The 15,379-nt window shown below is 72.1% G+C and carries 15 protein-coding genes; 6 read left to right on the top strand and 9 right to left on the bottom strand.

Translation table 11 applies throughout. The features are described from left to right. Positions 1-246: 246 nt before the first annotated feature. The 5 genes from ABZ117_RS29910 (at position 247) to ABZ117_RS29890 (ending at position 4,678) form a co-directional block, all read left to right on the top strand. Positions 247-852, top strand: coding sequence for a lytic polysaccharide monooxygenase auxiliary activity family 9 protein (locus ABZ117_RS29910; protein ID WP_356825123.1), 606 nt, complete (start codon positions 247-249; stop codon positions 850-852). 228 nt (positions 853-1,080) lie between these two features. After that, positions 1,081-1,536 (top strand): hypothetical protein, encoded by a 456-nt coding sequence (locus tag ABZ117_RS29905; RefSeq protein WP_356825121.1) that lies wholly within the window; start codon positions 1,081-1,083, stop codon positions 1,534-1,536. 192 nt (positions 1,537-1,728) lie between these two features. After that, positions 1,729-2,535, top strand: a complete 807-nt coding sequence (locus tag ABZ117_RS29900; RefSeq protein WP_356825135.1) for a methylenetetrahydrofolate reductase — start codon at positions 1,729-1,731, stop codon at positions 2,533-2,535. A 163-nt stretch (positions 2,536-2,698) separates the two neighbouring features. Continuing rightward, positions 2,699-4,177: an AlkA N-terminal domain-containing protein gene (locus ABZ117_RS29895; RefSeq protein WP_356825119.1), complete on the top strand. Its 1,479-nt coding sequence runs from the start codon at positions 2,699-2,701 to the stop codon at positions 4,175-4,177. 9 nt (positions 4,178-4,186) lie between these two features. Next, positions 4,187-4,678, top strand: coding sequence for a methylated-DNA--[protein]-cysteine S-methyltransferase (locus ABZ117_RS29890; RefSeq protein ID WP_356825117.1), 492 nt, complete (start codon positions 4,187-4,189; stop codon positions 4,676-4,678). 33 nt (positions 4,679-4,711) lie between these two features. Here ABZ117_RS29890 and ABZ117_RS29885 read toward each other — a convergent pair whose 3' ends face one another. The 3 genes from ABZ117_RS29885 to ABZ117_RS29875 form a co-directional block, all read right to left on the bottom strand. Then, the gene (locus tag ABZ117_RS29885; protein WP_356825115.1) at positions 4,712-5,449 is read right to left on the bottom strand and encodes a Sir2 family NAD-dependent protein deacetylase; all 738 of its coding nucleotides are present in this window, start codon (positions 5,447-5,449) and stop codon (positions 4,712-4,714) included. 64 nt (positions 5,450-5,513) lie between these two features. Continuing rightward, positions 5,514-6,008: an NUDIX hydrolase gene (locus ABZ117_RS29880; RefSeq protein ID WP_356825113.1), complete on the bottom strand. Its 495-nt coding sequence runs from the start codon at positions 6,006-6,008 to the stop codon at positions 5,514-5,516. 28 nt (positions 6,009-6,036) lie between these two features. Continuing rightward, positions 6,037-7,110, bottom strand: a complete 1,074-nt coding sequence (locus tag ABZ117_RS29875; RefSeq protein WP_356825111.1) for an ADP-ribosylglycohydrolase family protein — start codon at positions 7,108-7,110, stop codon at positions 6,037-6,039. Positions 7,111-7,262: 152 nt separating this feature from the next. Here ABZ117_RS29875 and ABZ117_RS29870 point away from each other — a divergent pair, with 152 nt between their 5' ends. Continuing rightward, positions 7,263-8,414, top strand: coding sequence for a glycerate kinase (locus tag ABZ117_RS29870; RefSeq protein WP_356825109.1), 1,152 nt, complete (start codon positions 7,263-7,265; stop codon positions 8,412-8,414). 583 nt (positions 8,415-8,997) lie between these two features. Here ABZ117_RS29870 and pssA read toward each other — a convergent pair. The 6 genes from pssA to ABZ117_RS29840 all read right to left on the bottom strand — a co-directional run bounded on the left by pssA (position 8,998) and on the right by ABZ117_RS29840 (position 15,375). After that, complete coding sequence (pssA, locus tag ABZ117_RS29865) at positions 8,998-9,816, bottom strand: CDP-diacylglycerol--serine O-phosphatidyltransferase (protein ID WP_356825133.1); 819 nt, start codon at positions 9,814-9,816, stop codon at positions 8,998-9,000. A gap of 22 nt (positions 9,817-9,838) precedes the next feature. Next, positions 9,839-10,495, bottom strand: coding sequence for a phosphatidylserine decarboxylase (locus tag ABZ117_RS29860; RefSeq protein WP_356825107.1), 657 nt, complete (start codon positions 10,493-10,495; stop codon positions 9,839-9,841). Between the two features lie 169 nt (positions 10,496-10,664). Continuing rightward, positions 10,665-11,870, bottom strand: coding sequence for an acyl-CoA dehydrogenase family protein (locus ABZ117_RS29855; protein WP_356825105.1), 1,206 nt, complete (start codon positions 11,868-11,870; stop codon positions 10,665-10,667). A gap of 3 nt (positions 11,871-11,873) precedes the next feature. Next, positions 11,874-12,386, bottom strand: coding sequence for a MaoC family dehydratase (locus ABZ117_RS29850; RefSeq protein ID WP_356825103.1), 513 nt, complete (start codon positions 12,384-12,386; stop codon positions 11,874-11,876). 5 nt (positions 12,387-12,391) lie between these two features. Continuing rightward, a complete protein-coding gene (locus ABZ117_RS29845) occupies positions 12,392-13,351 on the bottom strand; it encodes a CoA ester lyase (protein ID WP_356825101.1) in 960 nt (319 codons plus the stop codon). Then, positions 13,348-15,375, bottom strand: a complete 2,028-nt coding sequence (locus ABZ117_RS29840; RefSeq protein ID WP_356825099.1) for a protein meaA — start codon at positions 15,373-15,375, stop codon at positions 13,348-13,350. The genes ABZ117_RS29845 and ABZ117_RS29840 overlap by 4 nt, the downstream gene beginning before the upstream one ends. Between the last annotated feature and the right edge of the window lie 4 nt (positions 15,376-15,379).

The following is a 15,379-nucleotide window of genomic DNA, read 5'->3' as shown; positions in this document are numbered from 1 at the left end:
CCGTGCCGCAGCAGACGGGTGAAGGTGCTGCTCCTGCGCCCCGGCGTCATCCCCGTCGTCTCCCCTCGGATCTTCGGTCGTCCTGGCCAGCGGCGCGGCAGTGGTCCGCGCCGGACGGCCGGAAACCATCCCCTCATTGGTATGGACATGTTCAAGTAACCGCCATAACCTGAGGCTTGGTCTAGACCAACGCACGCGGCACGTTTCAGCTCACCGAACTCCCCACACGTTCCGAGGAGCGGCTACATGCGCACCAAGGCCAAGCTGTACGCGGCCGTTCTGGGCCTCACCACCGCCGGAGCCCTCGTCCTCTCCACCGGCGGCGCCAGCAGCCACGGCTACACCGACCTCCCCATCAGCAGGCAGCTGCTCTGCGCCGACGGCACCGTGAAGGGCTGCGGCGAGATCCAGTGGGAACCGCAGAGCGTCGAGGGCCCCAAGGGCTTCCCGGCGGGCGGACCGGCCGACGGCCGGCTCTGCTCCGGCGGCGAGAGCCGCTTCGGCCGGCTCGACGGCGCGCGGACCCCCAAGGGCACGGAGTGGCCCACCACGCAGGTCACCGGCGGCCAGAGCTACACCTTCCGCTGGCAGTTCGAGGCGCGGCACGCGACGACCGACTTCAGGTACTACGTCACCAAGCAGGGCTGGAACCAGGATCACGCCCTGACGCGCGCCGACCTGAACACGACCCCGTTCCTGACGGTCCCCTACGGCGGCAAGCAGCCGCCGGCCACCCTCAGTCACAGCGGCACCCTGCCGGCCGGGCTGAGCGGCCGCCACGTCATCCTCGGTGTGTGGACCATCGCGGACACGGGCAACGCCTTCTACGCCTGCTCGGACGTCACGTTCTGACGCCGGACCCCGAGCACTCCTGAGCCACCGGCGCGGGCGGACTCCGCCCGCGCCGGCCGAACCCGCTCCCGTGCGGTGCGGCGGCGCGCGCACCCGACGGCCGCTCACCCGGACGGCGTCGTCCCTGGTGCGTCCGCGGGCCGCCGGCCCGACGCTCGGAAGTGCCCGCGCGCTCCTCGCGAGCGCGGGGGCACTTTCCGGGTAACGGGGGGCAGAAAGGACACGCTCATGAGCCAGGCGGCGCAGCCCACCGGACCGGGACCCGCGGGCGGCTCACGGCCGCCACGGCAGCCCGGGGCCCGGGACGACGACTGGGTGACCGGCGGCGTCACGTTCGCGGGAGTCCTCATGGTGTGCAGCGGCGTCCTCGCCGTCCTCCAGGGGATCGCCGCGGTCGTCGGGGACCACGTCTACGTCCGCATCGGCGCCTACGTCTACAAGATGACGCTCACCGGCTGGGGCACGATCCACATCATCCTCGGCGCCCTCGTCCTGGGCACCGGCATCGGCCTGCTCAAGGACGAGACCTGGGCCCGCTTCACCGGCCTGATCCTGGCCGCGCTCAGCCTCATCGCCCAGTTCCTGTTCCTGCCGTACGCGCCCCTGTGGTCGGTGATCGTGATGGCGCTCGACGTCTTCGTCATCTGGGCGCTCGCGTCCCGGCAGGAAGCGGCCGCCGCCTGACCCGGGCCCCCTGGGCGGCGGTTCCGGCGGGCCGCGTGGCATCATCGGCCCGGGCCAGGACCACGCCGTACGAGGAGCACGATGAACCCCGCCGTCACCGCCCCGTCCGAGGGCGGTGCCCCCTGCCCGCACGGCACCGGGAGCCCGGATCGGGGCACCGGTACCTCCCTGCTGGACGACTTCTCCCTGGAGATGACCGGCAAGGACACGCCCGGCCTCGAGGAGGCGCGCGACGGCATTCCGCCGGGCACCCGGATCAACATCACCTTCCTCGCCGGTGAGGACGCCGCCACCCGGCTGGCCGCGGCCCGCGCGGTCGGACGGCTCGGGTTCGTGCCCGTACCGCACATCTCCGCGCGGCGCCTGCCCTCCCGGGCCGCACTGGAGGAGTTCCTCGCCGGACTGGCGGCCGACGGCACCGCCGGGAACGTGTTCGTCGTCGGCGGCGACCCCGCCCGGCCCGAGGGCCCCTACGAGGACGCCCTCGCCGTCCTGCGCACCGGGCCGCTCGGGCAGTACGGCGTCCGGCACGTCGGCATCACCGGCTACCCGGAGGGCCACCCCGGGATACCCGGCCCGGCCCTGTGGGCGGCGCTCACGGAGAAGGCGGCGGCCATCGCGGCCCACCGGTTCACCGGCGACGTCATCACCCAGTTCGGCTTCGACGTCGACCCGGTCCTCACCTGGCTGGAGGACCTCCGCGCGCGCGGCGTGCACCTGCCCGTCCGCATCGGCGTCCCCGGCCCGGCCGGGGTGCGCCGGCTGCTCGGCTACGCCGCCCGGTTCGGCGTCGGCACCAGCGCCTCCGTGGCCCGCAAGTACGGCTTCTCGCTGACCCACCTCGTGGGGACGGCCGGCCCGGACCGCTTCCTGCGCGCACTGGCCGACCGGTACGACCCCGAGCGGCACGGCGTGGTGAAGGTGCACTTCTACACGTTCGGCGGCCTGCGCACCACCGCCGAGTGGATCACCCGGTTCCGCCAGGAGCGAGTCGTCTGAGGCCGCTCCGCGCCCGGGGACCCGAGGCACCGGCGGCGCGGTCCGAACGCAGCGGCGAAACGGGCCCGGCTGCTCGATCCGGTCGGCCGGGTCCCTGGCCAGGTCGACGTACGTGTCGGATTTCCGCCAGCGACCGGGGCGGGCCGTGGCCCATGCTGGACGCATGCAGACAGGGATGCACCTCGACCGGGAGCAGTGCGTACAGGCCGTGCGGTCGAAGGACGCGCGGTTCGACGGCTGGTTCTTCACGGCCGTCCTGACCACCCGCATCTACTGCCGGCCCAGCTGCCCGGCCGTGCCGCCCAAGCCGGAGAACATGACCTTCCACCCGAGCGCCGCGGCCTGCCAGCAGGCCGGGTTCCGGGCGTGCAAACGCTGCCGCCCCGACACCAGCCCCGGCTCCCCGGAGTGGAACCAGCGCGCCGACCTGGTGGCCCGCGCCATGCGGCTGATCGCCGACGGCGTCGTGGACCGCGAAGGCGTCCCCGGACTCGCCGCCCGGCTCGGCTACAGCACCCGGCAGGTGGAGCGGCAGCTGCTCGCCGAGCTGGGCGCCGGCCCCCTCGCCCTCGCCCGCGCCCAGCGCGCCCAGACCGCACGGCTGCTCATCGAGACCACCCCGCTGCCCATGACGGAGACCGCCTTCGCGGCCGGCTTCTCCTCCGTGCGCGCCTTCAACGACACCGTCCGCGAGGTCTTCGCCCTGTCCCCGAGCGAGCTGCGGGCCCGGGCGCCCCGCAGCGGCGCGGGCACCCCGGGCGTGCTCACCCTCAGGCTGCCGTTCCGCGCCCCTCTCAACCCGTCGAACCTCTTCGGCCACCTCGCCGCGACCGCCGTACCCGGAGTCGAGGAGTGGCGGGACGGCGCCTACCGGCGCACGCTCCGGCTGCCGTACGGGCACGGCATCGCCGCCCTCGCCCCGCGGCCCGACCACATCGCCTGCCGCCTCACCCTCAGCGACCTGCGCGACCTGACCGTGGCCATCAGCCGCTGCCGCCGCATGCTCGACCTGGACGCCGATCCGGTCGCCGTCGACGACCGGCTGCGCGCCGACCCGCTGCTCGCCCCCCTGGTGGACAGCGGCCCCGGCCGCCGGGTGCCGCGCACGGTCGACGAGGACGAGTTCGCCGTCCGCGCCGTGCTCGGCCAGCAGGTGTCCACCGCCGCCGCCCGCACCCACGCGGCCCGCCTGGTCACCGCGCACGGCAAGCCCCTGGACGACCCGGAGGGCGGGCTCACCCACCTGTTCCCGACCCCGGAGGCACTGGCCGCCGTCGACCCCGAGACCCTGGCGATGCCCCGCACCCGGCGCACCACCTTCACCACCCTCGTCCGCCAACTCGCGGACGGTACGCTTCACTTGGGAGTGGAGACCGACTGGGCCGAGGCACGCGCCCGGCTCCTGGCACTGCCCGGTTTCGGGCCGTGGACGGCCGACATCATCGCGATGCGCGCCCTCGGCGACCCCGACGCCTTCCTCCCCACCGACCTCGGCATCCGCCGCGCCGCGAAGGAGCTGGGCCTGCCGTCCACCCCGGCCGCGCTCACCGCCCGCGCGGCGGGCTGGCGGCCCTGGCGGGCGTACGCGGTGCAGTACCTGTGGGCGACCGACACCCACCCGATCAACTTCCTCCCGGCCTGAAGGAACCCGATGAACCACCACACCGTGACCGACAGCCCCTACGGGCCGCTCACCCTGGTCGCCGACGCCGAGGGCGCCCTGTGCGGCCTGTACATGGCCGGCCAGCGGCACCGCCCCGGCGAGGAGTCCTTCGGGCCGCGCGACGACACCCTGCCCGTCTTCGCCGAGGCCCGGGAGCAGCTGGAGACGTACTTCGCGGGCGAGTCGACCGGGTTCACCGTCCGGCTCGGGCTGCACGGAACGCCGTTCCAGCGCAGCGTCTGGCAGCAGCTGGCCCGCATTCCCTACGGCGAGACCCGTACGTACGGCGAACTCGCCGACCTCCTCGGCAATCCCCGGGCCTCCCGCGCCGTCGGCCTCGCCAACGGGCGCAACCCCGTCGGCATCATCGTCCCCTGCCACCGGGTGGTGGGTTCCGACGGCAGCCTCACCGGTTACGGCGGCGGCCTGGACCGCAAGCGGCGCCTGCTCGACTTCGAGCGCGGCAGCGCACTCTTCTGAGCGCCGCGCACAGTCGCCCGGGACCCGGTTCCCCTACGGTGTGCTGTCGGCGCCGAGCAGCCGCAGGAGCCGGGGGAGGGCCGTCCCGATCGGTTCGCGGATCACCTCGTCGGCCCGCTCGTCGTACGGCGTGGGTTCCGCGTTGACGATGACCAGCCGGGCCCCGTGGTCGGCGGCGACGCCCGCGAGGCCGGCCGCGGGGTGGACCTGGAGGCTGCTGCCGACGGCGACGAAGACGTCGCAGGCCTTGCCGACCGCGACCGCGTCGCCCAGCACGGCCGGATCGAGGTGCTCACCGAACATCACGGTCGCCGGCTTCAGAATGCCGCCGCAGCGCAGACAGGGCGGGTCGTCCTCGCCCGCCTCCACCCGCGCGATCGCGTCCGCCATGGGCCCGCGCGCACCGCACCGCGTGCACAGGACGTCCCGCGCGCTGCCGTGCAGTTCCAGCACCTTGCGGGCGGGCATCCCGGCCAGCTGGTGCAGCCCGTCGACGTTCTGCGTGATGACCCGCACCGGGGTGCCGGACCGCTCCAGCTCGACCGCCGCCCGGTGCGCCGCGTTGGGCTCGGCCCGCAGCGCATGGTTCGCGCGCCGCATCTGCCACGACCGCCGCCGGATCTCCGGATCGCCCATGTAGTAGTCGTACGTCACGAGTTTCTCGGCGTCCGGATCCCGGCGCCACAGGCCGTTCGGCCCGCGGTAGTCCGGGATGCCGGAGTCGGTGGAGACACCGGCCCCGCTGAACACGGCGACGAGCGGCTTGGTCATGCGACCGAGCGTAGGCGGGGCTCCCCACCCGCCGCGAACGGATATCAGGGGGCCGGCCGGGCGGTCACGACACGCGGTTGCCGTTCTCCAGTTCCGCCGTGCCGGAGCCGTCCGCGAGGACGTCCAGGGCGGCCAGCACCCGGCGGCCGAGCGCGCCGGGCAGATACGCGGTGAGGTCGTCCCGCGCGACCAGCTGCCACGACAGCAGCTCCTCCTCCTGGAGGCGGATGGCCTTCAGGTCGGTCTCGGTCAGCAGACCGCCGTCGTACAGATAGGCGACCAGCGGCGGCCGGCCCACACCGCGCACCCAGTCCACCGCCAGCAGCCGGCCGAGCTCCCGGTCGAGCCCGATCTCCTCCAGAGTCTCCCGGCGCGCGCCCCGCCGCGGGGTCTCGCCGTCGTCGGACTCGATGGTTCCGCCCGGAAGCGCCCAGCCCTCACGGTAGTTGGGCTCGACGAGCAGCACCCGGCCCTCGGCGTCCCGGAAGAGCGCGGCGGCTCCGGCGATGATCCGGGGCAGGCCTGCGACGTATGTGGCGAAATCAGGAGTCGTGGTCATCCAGGAAGGGTAACCAGCCACCGGCCGGCTATGTCCCGTCCACCGCCAGGCGCAGGGTGCGCTCGGCCAGCGCACCGATCCGTACGCCGTCGAAGCCGAACACCGCGCTGCGGACCGTGTCCTCCAGCGGATCGCGCCACTGCGCCGGAATGGCGTCCGCCCCGGTGAACACGCCGGCCACCGAGCCGGCCGTCGCCCCGTTGGAGTCGGTGTCCAGGCCGCCGCGCACGGTCAGGGCGATGGTCCGGGTGAAGTCGCCGTCGCCGTACAGCAGTCCGGCGGTGAGGACGGCCGCGTTGGGCACGGTGTGGATCCAGCCGAGCCCGGCGGTCTCCGCGGCCACGGTGGCCAGCGTCTCCTCCCAGGGCAGCCGGGTCTCGTGCAGGGTCGCGACCCGCCGTACGGTCCGGGCGAGGCGGCTGCTCGCCGGGATCACGGCGAGCGCGCTCTCCAGCGCGTCCCGCACGTCCGGGGCGGTGAAGGCCGCCGCGATCAGCGCCGCCGCGAACATCGCGCCGTACACCCCGTTGCCGGTGTGCGACAGCACCGCGTCCCGGCGGGCCAGGCCGGCGGCCCGGGCGGGGTCGCCCGGGCAGGTCCAGCCGTACACGTCGGCGCGGATCAGCGCGCCGATCCACTCCTGGTACGGATTGTCGTACGTCGCCGTGAGCGGCGGTTTCAGCCCGTTCGCGAGGTTGCGGTACGCCGCCCGCTCCGCCGTGAACGTCTGGAGGTACGGCAGCCTGAGCAGCCACAGGTCACCGACCTGCTCGGTGCTGAAGCCGAAACCGTGGGTCTCCAGCAGGTGCAGGCCGAGGATCGCGTAGTCGATGTCGTCGTCCCGGCAGCTGCCGTGGATCCGCCCGCGCACGCACCGGCGCCACTCCGGGCGCAGCACGGCGGCCTCTGCCGGGTCGGAGGGCTCGGGGAGGTAGTCGGTCAGCGGCAGTGCCGCGGCCCGGCGCAGATAGCGGTCGATGCGGTCGCGGGTCCACACCTCGCCCTGCTCCACCGGCTTGCCGAGCATGTTGCCCGCGATCCGGCCGAGCCAGCCGCCGTGGATGCGGTCGCCGAGGCCGGGGCCGGTGCGCTGGGTGCTCATGGCAGGGGTGTACCCACTTTGCCGGGCCCGGCGCGCGGGCGGCTTCCCACGGTTCGGGCGGCGCATGACGGCGGAGGTGTCCTGCGGTTATGGTCACAGCGGCGCGACTGGCCCTGACGTGCGCGGGGCCCGGAGAGCAAGGGGAAGACAAGGTGGCGGACGCTGCAGGGAACGAGACCCGTCGGGTGCTCATCGCCGCGGACAAGTTCAAGGGCTCGCTGACGGCCGTGCAGGTCGCCGAGCGGGTGACGGCCGGGCTGCGCCGGGTCGTGCCGGACCTCGTGGCCGAGGCGCTGCCCGTGGCCGACGGCGGTGACGGCACCGTGGACGCGGCCGTCGCGGCCGGTTTCGAACGGCGCGAGGTGCGGGTCGCCGGGCCGCTGGGCCAGGAGGTGACGGCCGCGTTCGCGCTGCGCGACGGCACCGCGGTCGTGGAGATGGCCGAGGCGAGCGGGCTCCAGCGGCTGCCGGCCGGTGTGTTCGCGCCGCTGACCGCCTCGACGTACGGCTCCGGGGAGCTGCTGCGGGCCGCGCTGGACGCGGGCGCGCGGACGATCGTGTTCGGCGTCGGCGGCAGCGCCACGACGGACGGCGGCGCCGGGATGCTGTCCGCGCTGGGTGCCCGGTTCCTGACCGAGGCGGGGGAGCCGGTGGCGCCGGGCGGCGGCGGCCTGGCCGCCCTGGCCCGCGCCGACCTCTCCGGCCTCGATCCCCGGCTGGCCTCGGTCGAACTGGTGCTGGCCAGTGATGTCGACAATCCGCTGACCGGGCCCAAGGGCGCGCCGGCGGTGTACGGGCCGCAGAAGGGGGCCACACCCGACGACGTGGCGGCACTGGACGCTGCCCTCGCCCACTTCGCCCAGGTGCTGGAGACGGCGGCCGGAGCACGCGCGGCGGAGTACGCCGCGGCACCGGGCGCGGGCGCGGCGGGCGGCATCGGCTTCGGCGCGCTGCTGCTGGGCGCGCGGTTCCGGCCCGGCATCGAGGTCATGCTGGACGTGCTGGGCTTCGCGCCCGCCCTGGAGCGGGCCTCGCTGGTGATCACCGGGGAGGGGTCGCTCGACGAGCAGACCCTGCACGGGAAGGCGCCGGCGGGAGTCGCCGCGGCGGCGCGGGCCGCGGGCCGGACCGTGGTGGCGGTGTGCGGACGGCTCACCCTGCCGGAGGAGGCGCTGCTACGGGCCGGCATCGAGCGGGCGTACCCCCTGACGTCCGTCGAGCCGGACGTCGCCCGCTGCATCGCCGAGGCGGGCCCCATCCTGGAGCGGATCGCGGCCCGCATAGCCGAGGACTACCTCAGCTGACCCCCGCCCCGGCCCGCGCACCCGCACCCCGCTCGCTCGGTCGGCAGGGTGCGCGCGGGTTCCGCCCGCCCGGCCGGTGAGGCGCCCACGGGGTCCGGCCGGTTCACCGGCGCGCGGCCCGCGGGACCGGTCCGGTGAGCCGGCAGGGGCACCCAGGGGATCCGGGCCGGTCGGCTGGCGGGAACCCCGCCGGGCCGATGGCCGGTGAGGCGTCTGCCGCGTCCGGCCGGCCGTCGGGGCCGGATCGGCGGGCCGGCAGGCCGTGGACGCCCGTGGCCCCGGCTGGTGGCCTGACAGTGCGGACATCTGCGTCGTCGGCCGGTGGGCCGCCAGGGGACATGCTCCCCGGTTGGGCAGGCCGGCAGGGCACCCCGCTCGGGTCGGGCCGCTGGGCTGGGCGGGGGGCGGCCACCTGGGTCGGGCCGCTGACAGGGGACAGCCGGGACGGCTGTGGTGGTGGCCTGTCCAGTCGGGCGAGGCGGGATCCGGGGCGGAAGCCCCGGGGGCTCGCCTCGGTGACCGCCCCGGCACACAGCGAAGGGCCCCGGATCCTCGTCGGATCCGGGGCCCTTTCGGCGGGACGTCACGGCAGTTGCGTCGCCCGCGCCTCGCGCCGGTTGTCGCGGAAGTTGTTCACCCGTCGGGCCGTGGCGAACAGCGGGATCACCGCGCCCATGACCAGCTGGAGCGCGCAGCCCGTCTGGAGCAGCAGCTGTCCGCTCGGGGCGTCGAAGGCCCACGCGGCCAGGAGCCCCATCGACAGCACGATCCAGCCGAGCATCGCGCCGGCGAGGCGGCCCCGCGGCTTGGGGTACTCCACGCGGCTCACCATCAGCCACGCCGTCCCCAGGATCGCCAGCAGCGTCGCCACGAACGGCAGCTCCAGCAGCACGATCGAGACGACCGTCAGCGCGCCGAACGGCGAGGGCATGCCCTGGAACATGCCGTCCTTCAGCGTCACGCAGCTGAACCGGGCAAGTCTCAGCACCACCGCCAGCAGCACCACGATCGCGCCCACCGCCGCCACCCGCTGGTGCGCGTCGTCGGCGACCATGCCGTAGACGAGCACGAAGTAGGCGGGGGCGAGTCCGAAGCTGATCAGGTCGGACAGGTTGTCCAGCTCGGCGCCCATGGGGGAAGAGCGCAGCTTGCGTGCCACCAGGCCGTCGCACAGGTCGAAGACCGCCGCGCAGAGCATCAGGATGACCGCCGTGGCCGCGCTGTGGCGGGCCATGCCGGATTCCTGGCTGCCGGTGAGGTGCGGGATCAGGATGCCAGTGGTGGTGAAGTACACCGCCATGAACCCGCAGGTGGCGTTGCCCAGCGTCAGTGTGTCCGCTATCGACAGCCGCAGAGAGAGGGGCATCTCCTCGTCGTCGTCCACGTCGTCGGCCTCTGGCACCCAGCCCGCCTGGGTCTCCGGATCAATCACGGTCAATGCGAGTCACCCCAGCCACGGTCTTCTGTCCGACCTCGACCGCGACCTCCACGCCCTCGGGCAGGTAGAGGTCGACACGCGAGCCGAAGCGGATCAGACCGATACGGTCGCCCTGCTCGACCTTCGTGCCCTCGGGGATGTAGGGCACGATGCGGCGGGCCACCGCGCCGGCGATCTGGATCATCTCGATGTCGCCGAGTTCGGTGTCGAAATGCCAGACTACGCGCTCGTTGTTCTCGCTCTCCTTGTTGAAAGCAGGAACAAAGCCGCCGGGGATGTGCTCGACCGACGTCACGGTGCCCGCGAGGGGCGCGCGGTTGACGTGGACGTTGAGGGGGCTCATGAAGATCGCGACGCGGGTGCGTCCGTCCTTCCACGGCATGATGCTCTGCACCACACCGTCGGCGGGCGAGATGACCCGGCCCTGCGCGATCTCGCGCTCGGGGTCGCGGAAGAACCACAGCATGCCCGCCGCGAGCGCGGTGACGGGCACTGCGACGGCCTTGGCGGCGCCCGAGCGGCGGGCGCGGACCAGGCTGAGGGCTGCGGTGGCGACGGTCGGGAGAAGCCACGGCGATGCTCCGCGCGCGAGGCGTGCGCCTACCAGGCTGTCGCGGTGTGCAGAGGTTTGGCTGTGGGGCATGGATGACCTTCGTAGCGGATGATGCCGCGCTCTGACGGGGGACGGCGGCTTTCCGGGATCGTACCGGTCGCGGGCCACAACTGGGCAAGCCAGGCAGTCGAGTCGGCGGCTGAAGCCCGTTCACGGGGTGTGATCTTCTTCTCGGAGAAAACACCCCGTACCCGGACAATCAGCCCTGGAAGCGGTACTCTTCGAGCAACCTGCGCCCGATGATCATTTTCTGGATCTCGGCGGTACCTTCACCGATGAGCAGCATCGGGGCCTCGCGGTAGAGGCGCTCGATCTCGTACTCCTTGGAGAAGCCGTAGCCGCCGTGGATCCGGAAGGCGTCCTCCACGACCTCCTTGCAGTACTCGGAGGCCAGGTACTTCGCCATGCCCGCTTCCAGGTCGTTTCGCTCCCCGGAGTCCTTTTTGCGCGCCGCGTTGACCATCATCGCATGCGCGGCCTCGACCTTGGTGGCCATGTCCGCCAGCTTGAACTGGATGGCCTGGTGCTGGGCGATCGGCTTGCCGAAAGTGTGACGTTGCTGGGCGTAGCGGACACCCAGTTCGAAGGCGCGCTGAGCGACGCCGCAGCCGCGTGCCGCCACGTTGACGCGACCCACCTCCACGCCGTCCATCATTTGGTAAAAACCTCGGCCGGTGACCCCGCCGAGCACCCGGTCGGCCGGTACGCGCAGGCCGTCCATGATCAGCTCGGTGGTGTCGACGCCCTTGTAGCCCATCTTGTCGATCTTGCCGGGAATGGTGAGGCCCGGGCGGACCTCGCCGAAGCCCGGCTCCTTCTCGACCAGGAAGGTGGTCATCGACCGGTGCGGCGCCGTGCCCTCGGGGTGTCCTTCGTCACTGCGGACGAGGACGGCCACGAGCGAGGACGTACCGCCGTTCGTCAGCCACATCTTCTGGCCGTTCAGGACGTACTCGTCGCCGTCCTTCACCGCCTTGGAGGTGATGGCCGACACGTCGGAGCCCAGTCCCGGCTCCGACATCGAGAACGCGCCGCGGATGTCGCCGGCCGCCATGCGCGGCAGGAAGTGGTCCTTCTGCTCCTGCGTGCCGTGCTGCTTGAGCATGTACGCGACGATGAAGTGGGTGTTGATGATGCCGGACACCGACATCCAGCCGCGGGCGATCTCCTCCACGCACAGCGCGTAGGTGAGCAGCGACTCGCCCAGGCCCCCGTACTCCTCGGGGATCATGAGTCCGAACAGGCCGAGTTCCCTCAGGCCGTCCACGATCGCTTGCGGGTACTCGTCGCGGTGCTCCAACTCGGTCGCGACCGGGATGATCTCCTTGTCGACGAAGTCCCGGACGGTGGAGAGGATCTCCTGCTGGACGTCGGTCAGACCGGCGGTCTGGGCGAGACGGGCCATGGCTTACTTCTCCTGCTGCTCGAGCTCCGGGCGGCCGGGCTGCTCGCCGCCGCGCTCCTTGATGTACGTCTCGGTCGGCACCATCACCTTGCGGCGGAACACGCACACGAGCGTGCCGTCCTGCTTGTAGCCCTTGGTCTCGACGTGGACGATCCCGCGGTCGTTCTTCGACTTCGAGGGCCACTTGTCGAGCACGGTCGTCTCGCCGTAGATCGTGTCGCCGTGGAAGGTCGGCGCCACGTGCTTGAGCGACTCGATCTCCAGGTTGGCGATCGCCTTGCCGGAGACGTCCGGGACGGACATGCCGAGTAGCAGGGAGTAGATGTAGTTGCCCACGACGACGTTCTTGCCGAAGTCCGTCGTGCTCTCCGCATAGTTCGTGTCCATGTGGAGCGGGTGGTGGTTCATGGTGAGGAGACAGAACAGGTGGTCGTCGTACTCGGTGACCGTCTTGCCCGGCCAGTGCTTGTACGTCGCCCCGACCTCGAACTCCTCGTACGTGCGTCCGAACTGCATCGCGCTCAGCCCTCCGGGATCTCGAACTTGCTGGTGCGCTGCATGCCGGCGGCGCGTCCCTTGCCGGAGACGACCAGGGCCATCTTGCGGCTGGCCTCGTCGATCATCTCGTCGCCGAGCATCGCCGAGCCCTTCTTGCCGCCCGCCTCGGACGTGTAGTAGTCGTACGCGTCCAGGATCAGCTCGGCGTGGTCGTAGTCCTCCTGGGAGGGCGAGAAGACCTCGTTGGCGGCGTCCACCTGGCCGGGGTGCAGCACCCACTTGCCGTCGAAGCCGAGCGCGGCGGCCCGGCCGGCGACCTCGCGGAAGCCGTCGACGTTGCGGATCTGGAGGTAGGGGCCGTCGATCGCCTGGAGGTCGTTGGCGCGGGCGGCCATCAGGATCTTCATCAGGATGTAGTGGTAGGCGTCCGCCGGGTAGCCGGGCGGCTGCTCGCCCACCACGAGGGTCTTCATGTTGATCGACGCCATGAAGTCGGCCGGGCCGAAGATGATCGTCTCGATGCGCCCGGAGGCCTGCGCGATCTCGTTGACGTTGTTCAGGCCCTGCGCGTTCTCGATCTGCGCCTCGATGCCGATCCGCCCGACCTCGAAGCCCATGGTCTTCTCGATCTGCGTCAGCAGCAGGTCCAGCGCGACGACCTGCTGGGCGTTCTGCACCTTGGGCAGCATGATGCAGTCCAGGTTCGGGCCCGCGCCCTCGACCACCGTGACGACGTCGCGGTACGTCCACTCGGTCGTCCAGTCGTTGACGCGGACCACCCGGGTCTTGCCCGTCCAGTCGCCCTCGTTGAGGAACTTGACGATGGTGTGCCGCGCCTCGGGCTTGGCCAGCGGCGCGCACGCGTCCTCCAGGTCCAGGAAGACCTGGTCCGCCGGGAGGCCCTGCGCCTTCTCGAGGAAGCGCGGGTTGCTTCCCGGGACCGCCAGGCAGGAGCGGCGGGGACGCAGACGGTTGACGGTCATGCGGGGACCTCCAGGGGGTCGAGCTTGTTCGCTTTCCGGATCTCGTCGACGATGCGGCCGATGATCCCGGTGATGTCGAAGTCCTTCGGGGTGAACACCGCGGCCACACCGGCGGCCCTGAGCTGTTCGGCGTCACCGTTCGGGATGATGCCACCTGCGATCACCGGTATATCTGTGGCACCGGCCACACGCAGCCGCTGGAGCACGTCCGGGACCAGCTGGGCGTGGGAGCCGGAGAGGATCGACAGGCCCACGGCGTGGACGTCCTCCGCCAGGGCCGCGTCGACGATCTGCTCCGGAGTGAGCCGGATGCCCTGGTAGACCACCTCGAACCCGGCGTCACGGGCGCGCACGGCGATCTGCTCGGCCCCGTTGGAGTGCCCGTCCAGGCCCGGCTTGCCGACCAGGAAGCGCAGCTTGCCGGAGCCCAGCTCGCGGGCGGTGGCGTCCACCTTGGCGCGGACCCCGGCGAGCGCCGAGCCGGCCTCGGCGGTGACGGCCACCGGCGCGGAGGAGACCCCGGTGGGCGCCCGGTACTCGCCGAACACCTCGCGCAGGGCGCCCGCCCACTCGCCGGTGGTGACGCCGGCGCGGGCGCACTCCAGGGTGGCCTCCATCAGGTTGCCCGTGCCCTTGGCGGCCTCCTTCAGCCGTTCCAGCGCCTTGCAGGGGCGCGGATGGTTGAAGGGCGGCTGGTAGCGGGTGTCGCGCCAGTGCCGCAGGGACTTCACGACGCGGGCCTCGACCTCCGGGTCGACCGTCTGGATGGCGGTGTCCAGGTCGGCGGTCAGCGGGTTCGGCTCGGTGCCCTGGAAGACGTTGACGCCGATGATCTTCTCCTGGCCGGACTCGATCCGTGCCCGGCGTTCGGCGTGCGAGGCGACCAGCTGCGACTTCAGGTAGCCGGACTCCACGGCGGCCATCGCGCCGCCCATCTCCTGGATGCGGTCGATCTCCGCGAGGGAGTCCCCGACCAGCTGGTCCACCTTCGCCTCGATCACCTTCGAGCCCTCGAAGATGTCCTCGTACTCCAGCAGGTCGCTCTCGTAGGCGAGCACCTGCTGGATGCGCAGCGACCACTGCTGGTCCCAGGGGCGGGGCAGGCCGAGAGCCTCGTTCCAGGCCGGCAGCTGCACGGCACGCGCGCGTGCGTCCTTGGACAGGGTCACGGCCAGCATCTCCAGCACGATCCGCTGGACGTTGTTCTCCGGCTGTGCCTCGGTCAGGCCGAGCGAGTTGACCTGGACGCCGTACCGGAACCGGCGCTGCTTGGCGTTCTCGATGCCGTACCGCTCGCGCGTGACCTCGTCCCAGATGCGGCCGAACGCCCGCATCTTGCACATCTCCTCGACGAAGCGGACACCCGCGTTCACGAAGAAGGAGATGCGGGCCACCACGTCGCCCATGCGCTCCCGGGGCACCTGGCCGGAGTCGCGGACGGCGTCCAGGACGGCGATCGCCGTGGAGATCGCGTACGCGATCTCCTGCACCGGCGTGGCCCCGGCCTCCTGGAGGTGGTAGCTGCAGATGTTGATCGGGTTCCACTTGGGCATGTGGGAGACCGTGTACGCGATCATGTCCGTCGTCAGGCGGAGCGACGGTCCCGGCGGGAACACATGGGTGCCCCGGGACAGGTACTCCTTGACGATGTCGTTCTGCGTCGTGCCCTGGAGCTCGGTGATGTCCGCGCCCTGCTCCTCGGCGACGACCTGGTAGAGCGCCAGAAGCCACATGGCGGTGGCATTGATCGTCATCGAGGTGTTCATCTGCTCCAGGGGGATGTCCTGGAACAGCCGGCGCATGTCACCGAGGTGCGCGACGGGCACGCCCACCCGGCCGACCTCGCCGCGGGCGAGGATGTGGTCGGAGTCGTAGCCGGTCTGCGTCGGCAGGTCGAACGCCACCGACAGACCGGTCTGGCCCTTGGCGAGGTTGCGCCGGTACAGCTCGTTGGACGCCTCGGCCGTCGAGTGGCCGGCGTACGTCCGCATCAGCCACGGACGGTCCTTCTGACGCTCTGTCATCTAA

The sequence above is a fragment of the Streptomyces sp. NPDC006309 genome, assembly GCF_040613095.1.
GTDB lineage: Bacteria > Actinomycetota > Actinomycetes > Streptomycetales > Streptomycetaceae > Streptomyces.
The sequence above is the reverse complement of the archived record's forward strand: the minus strand, read 5'-3'. Positions and strand labels throughout refer to the sequence as shown.